The organism is Acidovorax sp. (genome assembly GCF_046291265.1).
Classification (GTDB): Bacteria; Pseudomonadota; Gammaproteobacteria; order Burkholderiales; family Burkholderiaceae_C; genus Acidovorax.
Genome location: NZ_JBKBTV010000005.1, coordinates 93,685 through 112,224 on the forward strand (window position 1 = coordinate 93,685; position 18,540 = coordinate 112,224).

Here is an 18,540-nt window from a genome sequence, read left to right on the forward strand (position 1 = left end):
GTTTTGACGAATTTTGAGTAAAAAGTGCCTCCAGCCCAATCACCACAAGCGCTAGCAGCTAGAAAAAACGTAGCAACCGGTCTTTTGCTGGCCTTGTTTGGCTCCATTGCGTTCAGCGGCAAGGCCATCATCGTCAAGCTGGCGTACCGCTACGGCGTGGATGCGGTCACGCTCATCATGTACCGCATGTTGTTTGCGCTGCCCATCTTTGCCGTCATGGCCTGGTGGGCCAGCCGCGGCAAGCCACCGTTGACCCGCAAGGACTGGCTGGGGGTGCTGGGCCTGGGCTTCACCGGCTACTACCTGGCCAGCTTTCTGGACTTTGCCGGGCTGGCGTACATCAGCGCCAGCCTGGAGCGGCTGATTCTGTACCTCAACCCCACGCTGGTCGTGATGCTGGGCTGGGCTCTGTACGGGCGCGGCATCCGCTGGGGGCAGGCGGTGGGCATGCTGATCAGCTACTGCGGGGTGCTGCTGGTGTTTGGGCACGAGGCCAATTTGCAGGGCACCAACGCCGCGCTCGGAACGCTGCTGGTGTTCTTGAGCGCCGTCAGCTACGCCATCTACCTCGTCTACAGCGGCGAGATGGTGCAGCGCCTGGGCGCGCTGCGCCTGGTGGGTTTGGCCACCACCGTGGCCTGCCTGTGTTGCCTGCTGCAGTTTGTGGTGCTGCGGCCCATGAGCGCTGCCGTGGTGGCGCCCGAGGTGATCTGGCTGTCGGTGCTTAACGCCACGCTGTGCACAGCGGTGCCGGTGCTGATGGTGATGATGGCAATTGAGCGCATTGGCGCGGGCATGACCGCGCAGACCGGCATGGTGGGGCCGCTGTCCACCATCCTGATGGGGGTGTGGATTTTGGGCGAGCCCTTTACCGTATGGGTGGCCGCGGGCACGGTGCTGGTGATCACCGGGATTTTTGTGTTCACCCGCATGGCGCGCCGGCCGTCGGCTTGACGGTTGGACCTTCCAAAACGAAACAAGGGCGGCTAAAAAAGCCGCCCTTGTGGGTTGGGACTTCACCGGCTGGGGCGTGTCACGACGCCTTTTCTTTCTTCTTGGGCGGTGGCGGTTTGCGCGCTGGGGCTGCTGCCGGTGGTGTGGCAGCCTTCGCAGCGGGTGCGGCGGCCGCTGCCGGGGCGCGAGTGTTCATGCGTTGGGCCACGGTGATCGGTGCGGCTCCGGTGAAACCATCCAGGTTTTTGCCCATGGACAGCTCCAGCTGATCCAGCCGCGTTTGTGCCGGGGGGTGGGTGGCCAGGGCCAGCGTAAACATGGGGTTGTCTGGCGTGGCAGTGCGCAGTTGCTGCAGCACGGCCACCAGGCCATACGGGTCAAACCCCGCCCGTGTGGCCAGGGCCACGCCGGATCGGTCGGCATCGTATTCGTCGGTCTGGTCCAGGCCACGCGCATACAAGTTGCGGCCCAGAGCCAGAAACTGCGAGGCCACGATGTTGCCCACGGCATTCGTTTTGATCTGCGACGCCACCAGTTGGGTCAGCAGGCCAGACTGCGCGGTTTTGCGCATGGCGTGCAGGTGGTGTTTGGCGGTGACGTGGATGATTTCATGCGCCAGGATGCCCGCCAGCTCGGCCTCGTCCGCGCAGCGGTCGATCAGCCCCTTGGTCACAAACACGTAACCCCCGGGCGCTGCAAAAGCGTTGTAGCCCGCGTCGTCCAGCACCACAAAGGTCCAGGGCAGGTTGGGGCGCTCGGACTGAAGGCTGATCCAGCGGCCCAGCTGGTTCACATAGCGCTGCAGCGCCATGTCGGGGTGCAGGGGCTTGCTGCCCAGCAGCACGGCGGCCAGCTGGCGGCCGATCTGGACCTCGCGGGGCTCGTCAATGCTGTCGACCGAGCGGCTGAGCATGCCGATGAGGTCATCTCCTTGGGGCGCACCACCGCCCGTGACCGCACCCAGAATGCCCCCCGAGTTGCCACCCCCACCCAGGGAGTTCAGCAGGTTCATCACGTTCTGGCTGTGCCCCTGGCTGGGCAACAAGGTCAGGGCCAAAGCCGCGCAGGCCGTGGCCACCAGCCGCGTGCGCGCAAGACGAGTCAAAGGCAGTCGCATGGCGATGCTCCTTATCAGTTGGGGCTGAAGTTGGGGTCAGACGGGTTGTTGGACGACCCGGTGGCCCCCGAGCCGCCACTGGTCGTGGGGCGAGGTGGTTCGGCCAGCGGCGGCACCGTGCGGGACTGCAGCGATGCGGTGGTGGCGAACTGGCGGGCCTGGTCGGCATTGACCCGCAGACCTTCGGCCTGGTTCACAGCCGCCGGGTTGGGTTGTGCGTTGGCAATGTCTTCGGCACCCAGGCCGCGAATACCCACGGTCGACGTGGCTGTGGTGGTCGAGCCGCTGTTGCCGCCAAACAGACCCCCCAGGCCGCGCAGCCCGCCCGTGGCGGCGTTGCCGGTGCCTGATGCGGACCCCGCCTGCGGCCCCAGGTCAAACATGTGCACCCAGCCTGTGGCGCCCTGGGGCGTGCTGACCTTGGCCCACGGCCCCTTGCGTTCGCTGCTGCGCGTGACCACCGTGTTGGCGGCCAGAGGCGCCACGCTGGCGCCACTCTCGGCAGGGGTGTCACGCAACTGGGTGGCACGCTTGACGACGGCCGCATCCTGGGCGTGTGTGATGCCCGCAAAGGTCACCAATGCGGCCAATGCCAGCCAGGTGGCAAGGGCTCCGCGGTGCAGCCAGTTCATGGTGGTGCTCTCCATTTATGATTTGACGACGCTACATGTATCAGTGTGCAACTAGGGAGATTGTTATGGATTTGGGTATTGCAGGCAAATGGGCGCTGGTGTGTGGCGCCAGCAAGGGATTGGGCTACGGTTGCGCACAGGCGCTGGTGCGCGAGGGGGTCAACGTGGTCATCAATGCCCGCAATGCCGATGCGTTGAATGCAGCTGCTGCAAGATTGATAGCTGACAGCGCTTATCCATCAAGCGCTAGCGGCCAAAATGGCATCAAGCCTCAGGTGCTGGCCGTTGCCGCCGACATCACCACCCCAGAAGGCCGCGCCGCCGTGTTTTCGGTGGCCGGAGGCCCCGGGCGCGACTTCGACATGGTGGTGACCAACGCAGGTGGCCCGCCCACCGGCGACTTCCGCGACTGGGACCGGGATGCATGGATCAAGGCCGTGGACGCCAACATGCTCACCCCCATCGAACTCATCAAGGCCACGGTAGACGGCATGGCCGCACGGGGCTTTGGCCGCATCGTCAACATCACGTCCAGCGCCGTCAAGGCGCCCATCGACATCCTGGGCCTGTCCAACGGCGCACGCAGCGGCCTGACCGGGTTTGTGGCGGGTGTGTCGCGCAGCAAGATCGCCGCGCGCGGCGTCACCATCAACAACCTTTTGCCCGGCAAGTTCGACACCGACCGCCTGGCCGCCACCGTGACGGCCGCCGCCAGCAAGGCCGGCAAAAGTGTGGACGACTTCCGGTCCACCCAGCAGGCACAAATCCCAGCCGGGCGGTATGGCACGGCCGATGAATTTGGTGCCATCTGCGCGTTTTTGTGCAGCGTGCAGGCGGGCTACATGACCGGGCAAAACGTGTTGGCCGACGGCGGCGCGTACGCGGGAACCTTCTGAAAAGGCACTGTTGCACCGGTCTCGATGGCTGCCGGTGCACATGGCCGGGGTGGGGGCCGGGGTTGGGGATACCCCCTGCTTTTGCCCGCCTGAAAGCGCTGCGATAGTCGGCACAATGGATGCTAGTGGTGTGTGCCTTGTGGTGCATGCCGCTCACAGGCGCCACCTCCCCAGTGGTGTTTTGCCCACAGCTTTTCCGATTCGCGGAAAAATTGGGTGAAGAATGGGGCCGGAGACTCCGCCATGCACATCTTGTCCGCCTTTTCCCCTGCCATGCGCCGAGGCGCAGTGGGGTGGTGCGTGGCGTTTGCCGCCGCCGGTGGCCTTCAGGCGCAGACGGCGCCAGCGCCCCAGCCTTCCCCTTCGCCTTCGCCTTCCACGCCCGCCGGGCAGGCGCCCTACAAGCTGCGCATCGTGGGGGGCCTTGCGGGGCTCAATCAGTACACACGCCAGGAAGAGCCTTTCTGGAACAAGGAACTTTCGCGCCTGAGCAGCGGCCGGTTCGAGGCCGAGATCGTCCCCTTCGACCGCGCGGGGGTGCCGGGCTCCGAAATGCTGCGGCTGCTGCAACTGGGGGTGGTGCCGTTTGGCACCACGCTCATGAGCTCGTTCACCGCGCAATACCCCGAATACACCGCGCCCGACCTGGCCGGGCTGAACCCCGACATCGCCACGCTCAAGACCACCCTGGCGGCTTTTCGCCCCTATCTCGAAAAGGCCCTGCGCGACCAGCATGGGGTGGAGGCTTTGGCCATCTACGTGTACCCCGCGCAGGTGGTGTTCTGCAAAAAACCGCTGCGCTCGCTGGCCGAACTGTCGGGGCGGCGCATTCGTGTGTCTTCGTCCACGCAGGCTGACTTTGTCGGGGCCCTGGGGGGGGTGCCGGTGCTCACCGGTTTTGCGCAGATCGTGCCCGGCCTCACCGCGGGCAATGTCGAATGCGCCATCACCGGCACCATGTCGGGCAACACGCTGGGCCTGCCCGCGCTGACCTCGCATGTACACGCCTTGCCGGTGACCTGGGGCCTTGCGGTGTTTGGGGCCAACCGGACGGCCTGGACGGCTTTGCCGCCCGATCTGCGTGCGCTGCTGGGGCGCGAACTGCCCAAGCTGGAGGCCGCCATCTGGGAGGAGTCCGAACGCGAGACCGCCGATGGCATGGCCTGCAACCGGGGGGCGCCCCACTGTGTGGCGGGCCGCAAGGGCAGCATGGCGCTGGTGCCCGTGTCCGCGCAGGATGAGCGCAGCCGCCAGGACATCCTGTCCTCTACCGTCTTGCCCCGTTGGGTACAGCGCTGCGGAGCGCGTTGTGCCGAGATATGGAACCAGACCATCGGACCCGTGCGCGGGCTGGTGGCGGCGCCCGCCAGCAAATGAGTGAGCGGACCACACCACTGCGCATCAGGACTTTTGTCGGGTCCGGTGTGGTGATGTTTGTGGTAGCGGTGGTGCTGGTGGCAGCGACCCTGGCGTGGAACGCCCGCAAGGTGGCGCTGGCCGACAGCGAGGCGCAGGGCACCCGGTTTGTGGCCGGGGCAGAGGCGGCGCTCAACCGGTCTTTGCTGGCGGTGGATGTGCTGCTGGCCAGCACCGACGAACTGCTGGGCCTGTCCACGGCCATGGCCGACTGGATTGATCCGGAAGTTGCCAGCCAGCGCCTGCGCAGCTCGGCCCGGCAAAACCTCATGGTGCGTTACGTGGCCGTGCTCGATGGCACGGGCAAGGCCATCGCGTCTTCAGATGCTGCGGGCAGTGGGCTGCAGGTGCAACTGCCGCTGGGGTTTTTGGCGGCGGTGATGGAGCAGCCCGTGTCCACCCTCATGATCAGCGCGCCCGTGATCAGCTTTGCCAGCTCGGAGCGTGTGCTGTATGTAGCGCGCTATCTGCGCATGGCCGACAGCTCGCTGGTGGTGGCGGTGGCCGAGCTGCCGGTGGCGGCGCTCAGCTCGGTGCTGGTGCAGGGCGTGGACATCAATGGCCTGCAGGTCACGCTGGAGCGGGCAGGCGGGCAGCTGCTGCTGAGTGTGCCCAACCGCGAAGAGGCCATCGCCCCCACGCTCACGCCCCAACTGGGGGATCTGACGGAAACCGGCCAAAACTGGGACGCCCCTGCGCGGCTCACCGGTGAGCCTGGCCTGGTGGTGTACCGGCCCATCCTGTACCAGGACCTGCGCATTGCGGCAAGCATTCCGCGGGTGGCAGCGCTGGCGGGCTGGCGTGATCAGCGCAACGCCATTGCGCTCACCGGCGCACTGTTTGTGGCGATGATTTTGGCGGCGGGGGGCTTGGCGCTGCGTTATCTCAGCAGCCTCTCGCAGGCCCGCATGGCCATTGCGCAGTCCAAGGCCACGCTGGACCAGGCGCTTGAATCCATGGTCAGCGGGTTCATGCTGCTAGACCGCGAGTACCGCGTGGTGCAGTGGAACAGCCAGTTCGAGCAGATTTACCCCTGGCTGAAGGATGTGGTGGCCCCCATGGTGCCGTTTCGGCGCGTGATGGAAGAAACATCGCGGCACCACCTGCCGCGCGGCACCCACGACGAGCGCATGCGCTGGGTGGAGCAGCGCCTGCTCAAGCAAAAACAGCACGAGGCGGCGCACGAACAGACCTTGCCCAGTGGCCGCACCATCCAGATCATCGAGCGCCCCACGCCCGACGGCGGCCTGGTCATCACCTACCACGACGTCACGGCGCTGCGGCAGGCCAGCGCCGAGATCGAAAGCCTGGCGTTTTATGACCCGCTCACCAACCTGCCCAACCGCCGCCTGCTCATGGACCGCATGCAACAGGCGGTGGCCGCCAGCGTGCGCAGCGGGCAATACGGCGCCTTGTTGTTTTTGGACCTGGACCATTTCAAGACCCTGAACGACACCCTGGGCCACGAGGTGGGTGACATGCTGCTGCGCCAGGTGGCCCAGCGCCTGAAAACCTGCGTGCGGCGCGAAGACACCGTGGCCCGCCTGGGCGGCGATGAATTTGTGGTCATGCTGCACGAGTTGTCCGTCAACAGCGATGAGGCCGCGGCCTATGCGCGCCGCGTGGGCGAGAAGATCCTGCGCAAGCTCAATGTCCCCTATTCGCTGGGCGGCAACACCCACCACAGCACGCCCAGCATTGGCGCCACCCTGATGGGCGGGGCGCTGCAGCCCACGGTCGACCTGCTCAAGCAGGCCGACATTGCGATGTACCAGGTCAAGTCCCAGGGGCGCAATGCGCTGTGCTTTTTTGACCCGCAGATGCAGATCGCCATCAGCGCGCGCGCCCAGCTAGAGGGCGACTTGCAGCAGGCGCTGACGGGGCGGCAGTTTGTGCTGCACTACCAGCCGCAGTTCCATCTGGACGGCCGCATCGTGGGCGCCGAGGCCCTCATCCGGTGGGATCACCCCGAGCGCGGGCTCATTGCCCCCGGCGCCTTCATCAGCGTGGCCGAAGAGAGCGAACTCATCGTGCCCATGGGCCACTGGGTGCTGCGCACCGCGTGTGAACAACTGGCCGCGTGGGAGAACGACGCCCGCTACCGGCACGTGCAGCTGTCCGTCAACGTGAGTGCGCGGCAGTTCCGCCAGCGCGACTTTGTGGCGCGCGTGGTCGAGGTGCTGCGCGAAACCGGCGCCCGGCCGCACCTGCTCAAGCTGGAACTCACCGAGTCCCTGGTGCTGGACAACGTGGACGACACAGTGGCCAAGATGGGCATGCTCAAGACCAAGGGCGTGCGCTTTTCGGTGGACGACTTTGGCACCGGCTATTCGTCGCTGGCCTACCTCACGCGGCTGCCGCTGGACCAGCTCAAGATCGACCAGTCGTTTGTGCACAACCTGGGCGTGCGGCACACCGACGACGTGATCGTGCAGACCATCATCGGCATGGCGCGCAACCTGGAGCTGGACGTGATTGCCGAAGGCGTGGAGACGCAGGCGCAAAAAGACTTTTTGGCAGAGTACGGATGCCAGCTGTTCCAGGGCTACCTGATGGGCCGACCCACCCCGGTGGCGGCGCTGGAAGCCCTGCTGGACAACGCGGTACCGGTGCAGGGTTGACAGGGTTTATTGGCACCTTTGAACTGGAATCACCCGTTCGGGCTGAGCCTGTCGAAGCCTTGCGCGGCGCTTCGACAAGCTCAGCGTGAACGGTTTCAAGTGGACGTGCCCACTCAAAACTCCTGTTTTGATAGCTGCTACCGCTTGATGGATAAGCGCTAGAGGCCAATTTGGCTCAAATTCTGAGCCGCAGCGTCAGCGCCGCGACGACACCACGATGCCGCCCACAATCAACGCAAACGCCACCCCATGGAACAGCTGCGGCGTTTCGCCCAGAAACGCGGTGGACAACATCGCTGCAAACAGCGGCGTGAGATTGACAAAAAACCCCGCCACCGCAGGCCCCGCGCGCTGCACGCCCACACCCCAGCAGCGGTAGGCCAGCACGGCCGGGCCCACGGCAATGAACACCAGCGCCGCCATCAGCGGCCAGCCCCATGTGATGTGGCTGTACCCCGTGGCCCATTCCACCCCCGCAAAACTGCCGGACCACGCCAGGCCAAACACCATCTGCGCCATCAAAAACGCCGCCCAGTCGTTGCGAATGCTGGTGGGCTCGCGGGTGGCGGCCAGCAGCCAGCTGTAAAACGCCCACGACACCGTGGCCAGCAGCATGAACAAATCGCCGGGCACGAGGCGAAACGCCATCAGTTGCGACCATTCGCCCCGGCTGAGCACCAGCAGCACGCCACACATCGACAAAAATGCGCCCAGCAACTGGCGCCGCGTGATGGCCGCCTTGAAGAACAGTGCCCCCACCGCCAGCATCCACACCGGCATGCTGGACCCCACCAGCGTCGCGTTGATGGGCGTGGAGGTTTGCAGCGCCATGTACTGCAGCGCGTTGTACAGGCCAATGCCCAGCAGCCCCAGCAGCGCATAACGGCGCCAGTGGGGCCACAGGGGGCTGTCCTTGCGCAGCACGCCGTGGGCCAGGGGCAGCAGGATGGCAAAGGCCAGCACCCAGCGGATGAAATTGAGGGCAGAGGGGGAAATCAGCTCGTGCACCAGCCGCCCCACCACGGCATTGCCAGCCCACAACAAGGGCGGTATCACCAGCAGCACGGCTGTGCCGGGTGTGAGTTTTTGTGTCATGGGGCTGCACTGTAACGGTGCGCGCTGCGCCTTGCTGCGTGCAGCCACATGGCCCCAGCGCAAATCGCTGTCGCGCCGGGTGTCGGCAGCGTTGCGCAATTCATGGCAGGATGGCCGCCGTTTGCCTTACCCGTTACCTACCGAATTCCAGGAGCGTTTGCCATGAGCCTTGCCGTCCAGATCCGCCAACACGGTGGTCCCGAAGAACTCCACATCGTCGACGTCAGCGTGGGCGAGCCCGGCCCCGGCGAGATCCGCATCCGTCACCACGCCATCGGCCTGAACTTCATCGACGTGTACCACCGCACCGGCCTGTACCCCTTGGGCATGCCTGCCACCATCGGCATGGAAGGCGCTGGCGTGGTGGAGGCCGTGGGCGAGGGCGTGACGCACCTCCAGGTGGGCGACCGCGCCGCCTACGCCAGCAACCCGCCCGGCGCGTATTGCGAAGTGCGCGTGATGCCCGCCAAGTGCGTGTGCAAGCTGCCCGACGCCATCAGCTTTGAAACCGGCGCGGCCATGATGCTCAAGGGCCTCACTGCGCAATACCTGCTCAAGAAGACGTTGCCGGTGGAAGGACTGCAGAGCGGCGACCACGTGCTGTTCCACGCCGCAGCGGGCGGTGTGGGCCTCATTGCCTGCCAATGGGCCAAGGCGCTGGGCCTGAAGCTCATCGGCACAGCAGGCAGCGATGCCAAGTGCCAGTTGGCCCTGGCCAACGGCGCCACGCACGCCATCAACTACAACACCGAAGACTTTGCGGCCCGCGTGAAGGAGATCACCGGCGGCAAGGGCGTGAAGGTGGTGTACGACTCGGTGGGCAAAGACACCTGGGACAAGTCGCTCGACTGCCTGCGCCCCTTCGGCCTGATGGCCAGCTTTGGCAATGCCTCGGGCCCCGTGGCACCGTTTGCGCCGGGCTCGCTGGGTGCCAAGGGCTCGATCTACGTCACGCGCCAGACGCTGTTCACCCACATCGCCACGCGCGAAGCCACGCAGGCCATGGCCGATGAATTGTTTGCCGTGGTGGCCAGCGGGCAAGTCAAGATCCACATCGAGCAGCGGTTTGCGCTGGCCGACGTGCAGGAGGCGCACCGCGCACTCGAAGCACGCAAGACCACCGGCTGCACCATCCTCACGCTGTGACGGCGTCGCAACCCCACGCGTCGTTCGACCAGTGGCTGGTGGGCGCGCGGCAACTGGCGCACCAGCCCGCCCTCCAGCCACGGCAACCGCTGGTGGTGGCGGGGCAGGTGGTGGGGTCGGTGGCAGAAGGTTTTTTAAGCCAAATCAGCCTCCAGCGCTTATTGGATAAGCGCTACCAGCTATCAATCGGTGAGCATGGCGGCGCCGCCGTATGGTGCCTGCACCTGCCGCCCGAAGCGGCCTCTGATACCAACGTCAACGCCACCACCGACGCCCTGAACACCTTGGCCGCAGCGCTGCGCGACGCCAACCTGTGTGGCCCGTGGCGCAACGAGCAACTGGCGGTCACCAACGCCCAGGGCGACGTGGTGGGCACCGTGGAACGCGGTGCGGTGCGCGTGCTGGGCATCACCACCTGCGCCGTGCACCTGGTGGGCCTGGCGCCCGACGGGCGCATGTGGGTGCAAAAGCGGTCGCTGAACAAACCCAACGACCCGGGCCGGTGGGACACGCTGATGGGCGGCATGATCTCGGCCGCCGACTCGCTGCCCCAGGCCCTGGCGCGCGAGACCTGGGAAGAAGCCGGGTTGCACATCGATGCACTGGCGGAGGTGGCGCAAGGCGGCCATGTGCTGTTCAGCCGCCCCAGCAGCGAAGGCGGTGGCACGGGTTACATGGTCGAGCGCATCGACTGGTTCAGCGCCGTGGTGCCTGATGGCATGGCGCCCGACAACCAGGACGGCGAGGTGGACGAGTTCGCGCTGCTGCCCTTGGCCGATGTGCGTGCGCAGGTCGCCCAGGGCCTGTTCACGCTGGAAGCCGGGCTGGTGATTGCGGGCTTTTTGGGGCTTTGAGCGGCGCTTTGGACGCTGGCAGGCAGCCCAGGCCCTGCAGCGTGGCCTCCACCGCCGCATCCAGCGGTGTGTGGGGTTCTTCGCCCAGCACAGCGCGCAATGCGTCGTTGGCCATGCGCACCGGTTGTTTCCACAGGTAGCGCATCTCCCGCAGCTCGCGCAAGGTGGCCACCAACGGCGAGGCCAGTGTGATCAGCCACCACGGAAACTCCCGCACACGCGGAGCGGCACCGCCGTGTGCCACCACGGCGCGGCCAATGGCGGCGGCCATCTGCGTGCCGTCCGCATCCCAGTGCCCGGCCATGTGAAAGCGCGCAAACGCGGGCAGCGCGGCGCGGCGCTCCAGCAACTGCACCATGGTGCGTGCCACGTCGGGCAGGTACGACCATTGGTGGCCCACGCCGGGTGCGCCGGGAAGGTTCACCACTTTCACGGGTTTGCCGGGCTTGACGAGGCCTTGCGAGAACCAGCTGTTGCCCACCTGCGGGCCAAAAAAGTCTCCCGCCCGCACGATGATCACGCGGCAGGTTTTCTCCTCCAACGGGTGTGGCACGGTGGCCTGCTGCAGGCGCCGTTCCAGCTCTACCCGCACCGCGCCTTTGCGGGTGTGGGGGTGCTGGGGCGAATCCTCGTGCAACACCGGAAACGCATCGGGCCCGTAGTTGTAGACCGTGCCCGGCAGCACCACCGTGGCGCCCTGCGCGCGGGCGGCGGCCAGGGTGTTGTCGATCATGGGCAGCACCAGCTCGGCCCAGCGGCGGTAGCCGGGCGGGTTGACGGCGTGCACGATCACCCTGCAGCCCTCGGCGGCGGCCATCACATCGGCCCGGTGCATGGCGTCGCCGCGGATCCAGGCGATGCCGTCGTGCTGCTCCCTGGCCAGTGGCCCGCCACGGCGCAGGGCCCGCACGTCCCATCCCTGGTCGCGCAGCTGGCGCGCCACCTCGCCACCAATGCCCCCGGTGGCACCGAGAACCAGGACCTTGTTGTTGCCGTTTGTCATGTCGTTTGCCATGTGTGTGCTCCAAAAGCGTTGCGATGGAGGCAGTGTGGGCGTGTTGTCCGTGAAATGGAATTGCCGACAATGATGGGGTGGCTATACATTTATGTATGAACCCACGTGAACACGAAGACGCCAAGAACCCCAAAGACCCCAACGCCATCGGCTGGGAGCTGTACCGCTCGTACCTGGGCGTGTTGCAAGAGGGCTCGCTCTCGGGCGCAGCCCGCGCGCTGGGCGTGACGCAGCCCACGGTGGGCCGCCACATTGCCGCGCTGGAGCATGCCCTGGGGCTGACGCTGTTCACGCGCTCGCAACAGGGCCTGCTGCCCACCGAGGCGGCGCTGGCACTGCGCACCTATGCCCAGGCCATGGGCCACACCGCCGCCGCCCTGGTGCGCGCGGCCAACAGCCATGGCGACGGGGTGCGCGGCACGGTGCGGGTCAGCGCCAGCGAGGTGATGGGGGTGGAGGTGCTGCCACCCATCCTGGCGCAGCTGCAGGCCGAGCACCCGGCGCTGACGGTAGAGCTGGTGCTGAGCAACCGGGTGCACGACCTGCTGCAGCGCGAGGCCGACATCGCCATCCGAATGACCGAGCCCCGGCAGGACGCGCTGATCGCCCGCCGCGTGGGCACCATCGCCCTGGGCCTGCACGCGCACCCCAGCTACCTGCAGGCGCACGGCGCGCCAGAGACGCTGGCCGACCTGGCGCACCACCGGCTGATCGGCTTTGACGCGGAAACCCCGTTCCTGCGCGCGGCACAAAAGGCGGTGCCCGCGTGGCGGCGCGACCGGTTTGCGGTGCGCAGCGACAGCGACGTGGCACAACTCGCATTTATCCGCGCAGGCGCGGGCATTGGCATCTGCCAGGTGGCGCTGGCCCGCCGCAGCACCCCCGCGCTGGTGCACCTGCTGCCGCAGCAGCTGGAATACGGCCTGGAGACTTGGGTGGTGATGCACGAGGACCTGCGCGCCAGCCCGCGCTGCAAGGTCACGCTGGATGCGCTGTGGACGGGGCTGCAGCGCTATGTGGGGGAAGCGGAGTGACGGGCGCTGCCACGCTGTGCAGGGCTCAGTAGCGATGATTCGCTACTGAATTTATAGCTATTAGCGCTTATAGATAAAGCGTTAGCGGCCAAAAAGGCTTGAAATTTTAGAGTTTCACCAACTTCAAGCCTGGTCCGCCATCGCCCGCAGCCGGTTGGGCGCCAGCGCCCCGGCCGATTCGAGAATGGGGTAGGCCACCGAGCACAGCAGCGAGTTGATGCGCTTGAGTTCGCTGATCAAATCGATGTGCAGCGAACTGGTCTCGATGCTCTGCACCGTGTTGTCTGACAGCCGCGCCAGGTGGGTGACCGAATACGCATGCTCCAGGTCGCGAAAGCGCGCTTTTTCTTCGAGCAGCTTTTGTGCATCGCGCACGCTGCCGTTCAAGAACACGCTCATCGCCAGCCGCAGGTTGTCGATCAGGCGCGCGTGCAGCTCGTTGATTTCTTCCATGCCGGCTTCAGAGAACTGGCGGTTTTTCTTGATCTTCTTGTCTTCGATGTCGATGAGCACGCGCTCGATGATGTCGCCGATCTGCTCCATGTTGATCGTGAAGCTGATGATGTCGGCCCAGCGGCGCCCCTCGCGCTCGTCCAGCGCCTCGCGCGAGATCTTGGTCATGTAGTACTTGATGGCCGAGTACAGGCCGTCCACCTGGTCATCGAGTTTGCGCAGGTCTTCGGCCAGCCGCAGGTCGTCGGTGCGGATCACGGTGTGCAGGCCCAGCAGCATCGACTCCACCACATCGGCCTGGTGCAGCGCCTCGCGTGCAGCGCACGAGATGGCCAGCGACGGCGTGGCCAGCGCAGATGGGTCCAGATGCTGGGGCCGTGTGCCTGCGGTGGACTGCTGGGTGTTTTCGGGCGGCAGCAGGCGCTGCACGGCGCGCGACACGGTGCCGGTCAGGCCAATGCAGACAATGCCCACCACGATGTTGAACGCCAGGTGGAACAGCACCACCAGCGTGGCCGTCTCGGGCACGTAGGGGCGCACATGCTGCAGCCACAGGCCGGTGAGCGGCGTCATGATGATTACGCCAATGATCTTGAAGACCAGGTTGCCCAGCGGCACCTGCCGCGTCTGCACATTCGCCTTCATGGTGGTCAGCACCGCCAGCACGCCGCTGCCCAGGTTGGCGCCCAGCACCAGCCCCAGCGCCACATCGGCCGGAATGCCGCCCGAGCCCGCCAGCGCTGCCGTGAGCAGCACGGTGGCCAGGCTGGAATACGAAACGATGGCCAGCACGGAGCCGGTAAAGATCTCCAGCAGCAGATCGCTGGTGAGCGCGCCCAGCAGCGTCCGCACGGTGGGCGACTGGGTGAGCACGGTGGTGGACTCGGTGATCAGCCGCAGCGCCAGCAGCATCAGCCCCAGGCCAATCAGCACCCGGCCCACGCGGCCCACGGTGGTGTCTTTGCGCGAAATGAACAGCACCACGCCCACAAAAATGAACAGCGGCGACAGCCACGACAGGTCCATCGAGAACACCACTGCCATCACGCTGGTGCCCACGTCCGCCCCCAACATCACCGCCAGCGCCGCAGGCAGGCCCACCAGCCCCTGGCCCACAAACGACGACACGATGAGCGCCGTGGCCGTGCTGGACTGCACCACCGCCGTCACCCCGATGCCCGACAGCACCGCCGTGAACCGGCTGCTGACGCTGTGCGCAATCAACTGCCGCAAATTGGCCCCAAACACCCGCAGGATGCCGGTGCGCACCAAGTGGGTGCCCCAGATCAGCAGCGCCACGGCTGCCAACAAATTCAAAAGATGCTTCATGAAAAACCGTGTTTCTTCTTCTTGTGTCGACCCAAACAAGCATGCGCCATGCCATGCGCCGACGCAAGCGGCTAACTCTGGGTTAACGCTGGCGCCCGTGCAGGGAGGCGGGTTCATTCATTTTTGTGCCCGTAGGCGGCGGCAGGCGTGGCGGAGGCTGCGCGGCTTCCGGGATGAAGAGCACGCAGATAAAAAACTGCGGCACCCGGATCATTTGTCACAAAATTGACACATAAGCATACTCCTGATTCTGCCCAGCCGCGGGGATGCCCATGTCGCTACTGGGTGCGCTCGGGCGTTTTGCCGCCGTTTGCCGCCGTTTGTCACCGTTTGCGCGGTGCTCCAAAAACAAACAGCCCGCACGGGGCGGGCTGTTGCAGGGAGCTGGGTGCCAACAAGCAGTGGCAGTCAGCGCTCGCGCCGCACGCGCAGCAGTTCGTCGAGGATCAGACACACCGCCCCCAGCGTGATCGCTGAGTCCGCCACGTTGAAGGCCGGAAAGTGCCAGCCGCTGACATGGAAATCCAGAAAATCCACCACGTAGCCGTGCATCAGCCGGTCCACCACGTTGCCGATGGCGCCACCCAGAATGCTGGCCAGCGAAAAGCAGAACAGCTTTTGCCCCGGATGGGCGCGCAGTTGCCACACGATAAAAATCGTGGCCACCGCACCAATGCCGGTGAACAGCCAGCGCTGCCAGCCGCCCGCGTCCGACAGGAACGAAAACGCCGCACCCGTGTTGTGCGCCCGCACGATGTTGAAGAAGCTCGTGATGAACGTGGAGTCGCCGAGCCGGTAGTGGTTGAGGATCAGGGACTTGGTGACCTGGTCGGCGATCAGGATGACCACCGCCCACGCCAGCCAGGGCCACATGCTGGCGCCCGAGCGCCCAAACGCGGAGGAGGACGAGCGCGCCATTTATGCAAACGCCCGTTGTTCGCCTGCGCCATGCAGGTTGCTGGTGCAGCGGCCACAAATGGTGGGGTGCGCGGCATCGTGGCCCACATCGCTGCGGTAGTGCCAGCAGCGCTCGCATTTGGTGGCCAAAGTTTGAGTAACTTTTGAGGCCAGCAGTCCAATATCAACGGAGCCGATTGACAGCCCACCCATCTGTCGTGGGGGGGAAGCTCCAGCGGCTGCAACTTCGCCGGCTTCGTAGGTGCGTACTACGGCGTTTGACACGATCAACACAAACTTAAGCTCATCATTGAGCGAAGCCAAGTCCTGGTATACCTGTTTGTCTGCCCAAAGACAGACCTCAGTTTGAAGCGAAGATCCAACTTTGCCGTCGGCGCGCAGCACTTCGATCTCCTTGTTCACCACGTCGCGGATCTCGCGCAGGCGCGACCACTTGGCCAGCAAGCCTTCGTCGGCCCCGGCGATGGAACCGTAGGTTTCCAGGAAGATCGAGTCGGATTTGCCGAACACCTTCCATGCCTCTTCGGCCGTGAACGACAGGAACGGTGCCATCCAGCGCAGCATGCCGTGGGTGATCTGGTACAGCGCGGTTTGGGCACTGCGGCGTGCCAGGCTCTTGGGCGCCGTGGTGTACAGGCGGTCTTTCAGCACATCCAGATAGAAACCTCCCAGGTCTTCCGAGCAGTACAGCTGCAGCTTGGCCACCACGGGGTGGAACTCGTACACCTTGTAGTGCGCAAGCACCTCCGCCTGGAACTCGGCCGCGCGTGTGAGCGCGTAGCGGTCGATCTCCAGCATCTGGTCGAACGGCACCGCATCGGTGGCCGGGTCGAAATCGCTCACGTTGGCCAGCAAAAAGCGCAGCGTGTTGCGGATGCGGCGGTAGGCGTCCACCACGCGCGCCAGGATCTTCTCGTCGCCCGCGATGTCGCCCGAGTAGTCGCTGGCGGCCACCCACAGGCGGATGATTTCGGCGCCCAGCTTCTTGTTGATCTCCTGCGGGTCGATGCCGTTGCCCAGCGACTTGCTCATCTTGCGGCCCTGGCTGTCCACGGTGAAGCCGTGGGTCAGCAGGCCTCGGTAGGGCGCGCGGCCTTCGAGCGCCGATGCCAAGAGCAGCGAGCTGTGGAACCAGCCGCGGTGCTGGTCGTGGCCTTCCAGGTACAGGTCGGCCTCGGGGCCGGTGTCGTGGTGCACGTTGGGGTGCGTGCCACGCAGCACATGGCTGAAGGTGGAACCCGAGTCGAACCACACTTCGAGGATGTCGGTGCTCTTGGTGTAGCAGGCCGCGTCCTCGGCGCCCAGGATCTCTTCAGGCGTCACGCGGCTCCAGGCCTCGATGCCGCCCTTCTCGACGATTGCGGCGGCCTGGTCCATGATTTCCATAGTGCGTGGGTGCAGCTCGCCCGAATCCTTGTGCAAAAAGAACGGGATGGGCACGCCCCAGCTGCGCTGGCGCGAGATGCACCAGTCGGGACGCCCGGCGATCATGTCGTGCAGGCGGGTCTTGCCGTTTTCGGGGTAGAAGCTGGTGTGTTCGATGGCGTCCAGAGCGATCTGGCGCAGCGTCTTGGCGGGCTTTTCGCCGGCCTTGGTGAACACGCCTTCGCCTTCGTCCATGCGGATGAACCACTGCGCGGCTGCGCGGTAGATCACCGGCGTCTTGTGGCGCCAGCAGTGTGGGTAGCTGTGGGTGATGTCCTTGGTGGTCATCAGGCGGCCCGCGTTGCGCAGCGCCTCGATGACGACGGGGATGGCCTTCCAGATGTGCTGGCCGCCGAACAGGGGGAAGTCGGCCGCGTAGGTGCCGTTGCCCTGCACGGGGTTCAGGATGTCGTCCAGCGCCAGGCCGTGGGACACGCAGGAGTTGAAATCCTCCAGCCCGTAGGCGGGCGACGAGTGCACGATCCCGGTGCCATCGTCGGCCGTGGCGTAGTCGGCCAGGTAGACGGGGGACAGGCGTTGGTAGCCAAAGCTTCCATCTTCACTCGCTACGTCGTACAGCGGGTGTTCAAACTCCAGGCCGCCCAGGTTTTTGCCCAGCGTGGTGGCGATCACGCTGCCTGCCAGGCCATAGCGCTCCAGGCAAGAAGCGACCAGTGGCTCGGCCACGAGCAGGATGCGCTCGCCCGCATCGACCAGTGCGTAGGTGATTTCGGGGTTCAGGTTCAGCGCCTGATTGGCGGGGATGGTCCAGGCGGTGGTGGTCCAGATGACCACGAAGGTTTCTTTGGTCAGCGCGGGCAGGCCAAAGGCGGCTGCCAGCTGGGCCTGGTCGTGGGATTTGAACGCCACGTCCAGCGTCGTGCTGCCTTTGTCCTGGTACTCGATCTCAAACTCGGCCAGTGATGATCCGCAGTCAAAACACCAGTAGACCGGCTTGAGGCCCCGGTACACAAAACCGCGCTCGATCACGCGCTTGAACGCACGGATCTCGCCCGCCTCGTTGGCCGGGTTCATGGTCTTGTACGGGTTGTCCCATTCGCCCAGCACACCGAGGCGCTGGAAGTCGCCCATTTGCTGTGCGATCTGTTCGGTGGCAAACGCGCGGCTTTTGGCCTGCATGTCGTCGCGCGACAGTTTGCGGCCGTGTTTCTTTTCAATGGCGTTCTCGATCGGCAGGCCGTGGCAGTCCCAGCCGGGCACGTACAGCGCGTCAAAGCCTTCGAGCTGGCGCGCCTTGGTGATCATGTCCTTCAGGATCTTGTTGACCGCATGGCCCATGTGGATCTGGCCGTTTGCGTACGGTGGGCCATCGTGCAGGATGAACTTGGGGGCACCCCGGCGTGCGTCGCGCAGCCGTTTGTAGATGCCTTTGTCGTCCCACTCCTTGACCCAGCCCGGCTCGCGCTTGGGCAGGTCGCCACGCATGGGGAAAGGGGTGTCGGGCAGGTTCAGCGTGCTGCGGTAGTCCGTGGCAGGGGGCGCTGCGGAGGCTGTGGTGGGGGTGCTGGCGTTGTCGTCGGACATGAGGGAGCCTTAAAAACAGGGCATTCCGGGGCAAGGCCCAGAGCAAGAGCGGGGTGGGAGCGCGAAGGATGACGGGCCCGCCAGGCGGGC

Annotated in this window: 14 protein-coding genes; 7 read left to right on the forward strand and 7 right to left on the reverse strand. The window is 65.5% G+C overall.

The window, feature by feature from the left end; all coding sequences use genetic code 11:
- Positions 1-24: 24 nt before the first annotated feature.
- Positions 25-954 (forward strand): DMT family transporter, encoded by a 930-nt coding sequence (locus tag ACK41V_RS03635; protein ID WP_409777936.1) that lies wholly within the window; start codon positions 25-27, stop codon positions 952-954.
- A gap of 79 nt (positions 955-1,033) precedes the next feature.
- On the opposite strand, the gene ACK41V_RS03640 is transcribed toward ACK41V_RS03635, so the two are convergent.
- Entirely contained in the window at positions 1,034-2,071 is a 1,038-nt protein-coding gene (locus ACK41V_RS03640) for a M48 family metalloprotease (RefSeq protein ID WP_409777939.1), read from the reverse strand.
- A gap of 14 nt (positions 2,072-2,085) precedes the next feature.
- Positions 2,086-2,703, reverse strand: a complete 618-nt coding sequence (locus ACK41V_RS03645; protein WP_409777942.1) for an SH3 domain-containing protein — start codon at positions 2,701-2,703, stop codon at positions 2,086-2,088.
- Positions 2,704-2,768: 65 nt separating this feature from the next.
- On the opposite strand from ACK41V_RS03645, the gene ACK41V_RS03650 reads away from it, so the two are divergent.
- The 3 genes from ACK41V_RS03650 to ACK41V_RS03660 all read left to right on the forward strand — a co-directional run bounded on the left by ACK41V_RS03650 (position 2,769) and on the right by ACK41V_RS03660 (position 7,636).
- On the forward strand, positions 2,769-3,599 hold the full coding sequence (locus tag ACK41V_RS03650) for an SDR family oxidoreductase (RefSeq protein WP_409777945.1): 831 nt from the start codon (positions 2,769-2,771) through the stop codon (positions 3,597-3,599).
- 273 nt (positions 3,600-3,872) lie between these two features.
- A complete protein-coding gene (locus ACK41V_RS03655; RefSeq protein ID WP_409778024.1) occupies positions 3,873-4,976 on the forward strand; it encodes a TRAP transporter substrate-binding protein in 1,104 nt (367 codons plus the stop codon).
- On the forward strand, positions 4,973-7,636 hold the full coding sequence (locus tag ACK41V_RS03660; protein WP_409777948.1) for an EAL domain-containing protein: 2,664 nt from the start codon (positions 4,973-4,975) through the stop codon (positions 7,634-7,636). Before ACK41V_RS03655 ends, ACK41V_RS03660 begins: the two co-directional genes overlap by 4 nt.
- Before the next feature lie 195 nt (positions 7,637-7,831).
- Here ACK41V_RS03660 and ACK41V_RS03665 read toward each other — a convergent pair whose 3' ends face one another.
- Positions 7,832-8,731 (reverse strand): DMT family transporter, encoded by a 900-nt coding sequence (locus ACK41V_RS03665; RefSeq protein ID WP_409777951.1) that lies wholly within the window; start codon positions 8,729-8,731, stop codon positions 7,832-7,834.
- A 162-nt stretch (positions 8,732-8,893) separates the two neighbouring features.
- Here ACK41V_RS03665 and ACK41V_RS03670 point away from each other — a divergent pair, with 162 nt between their 5' ends.
- Both ACK41V_RS03670 and ACK41V_RS03675 read left to right on the forward strand, forming a co-directional pair.
- The gene (locus tag ACK41V_RS03670) at positions 8,894-9,877 is read left to right on the forward strand and encodes a quinone oxidoreductase family protein (RefSeq protein ID WP_409777954.1); all 984 of its coding nucleotides are present in this window, start codon (positions 8,894-8,896) and stop codon (positions 9,875-9,877) included.
- Complete coding sequence (locus ACK41V_RS03675; RefSeq protein ID WP_409777957.1) at positions 9,874-10,731, forward strand: NUDIX domain-containing protein; 858 nt, start codon at positions 9,874-9,876, stop codon at positions 10,729-10,731. The genes ACK41V_RS03670 and ACK41V_RS03675 overlap by 4 nt, the downstream gene beginning before the upstream one ends.
- On the opposite strand, the gene ACK41V_RS03680 is transcribed toward ACK41V_RS03675, so the two are convergent.
- Positions 10,685-11,746: an SDR family oxidoreductase gene (locus ACK41V_RS03680; protein ID WP_409777960.1), complete on the reverse strand. Its 1,062-nt coding sequence runs from the start codon at positions 11,744-11,746 to the stop codon at positions 10,685-10,687. The two genes, ACK41V_RS03675 and ACK41V_RS03680, sit on opposite strands and share 47 nt — an antisense overlap.
- A gap of 95 nt (positions 11,747-11,841) precedes the next feature.
- Here ACK41V_RS03680 and ACK41V_RS03685 point away from each other — a divergent pair, with 95 nt between their 5' ends.
- Complete coding sequence (locus ACK41V_RS03685; RefSeq protein WP_409777962.1) at positions 11,842-12,780, forward strand: LysR family transcriptional regulator; 939 nt, start codon at positions 11,842-11,844, stop codon at positions 12,778-12,780.
- Between the two features lie 123 nt (positions 12,781-12,903).
- Here ACK41V_RS03685 and ACK41V_RS03690 read toward each other — a convergent pair whose 3' ends face one another.
- From ACK41V_RS03690 to ileS, 3 genes are all read right to left on the reverse strand, one after another.
- Positions 12,904-14,562 carry a Na/Pi cotransporter family protein gene (locus ACK41V_RS03690; RefSeq protein ID WP_409777965.1) on the reverse strand — a complete coding sequence of 553 codons (1,659 nt, stop codon included), beginning with the start codon at positions 14,560-14,562 and terminating at the stop codon, positions 12,904-12,906.
- 408 nt (positions 14,563-14,970) lie between these two features.
- Complete coding sequence (lspA, locus tag ACK41V_RS03695) at positions 14,971-15,480, reverse strand: signal peptidase II (protein ID WP_409777968.1); 510 nt, start codon at positions 15,478-15,480, stop codon at positions 14,971-14,973.
- Positions 15,481-18,450, reverse strand: coding sequence for an isoleucine--tRNA ligase (gene ileS, locus ACK41V_RS03700; RefSeq protein WP_409777971.1), 2,970 nt, complete (start codon positions 18,448-18,450; stop codon positions 15,481-15,483). It lies immediately after the preceding gene.
- Positions 18,451-18,540 lie beyond the last annotated feature (90 nt).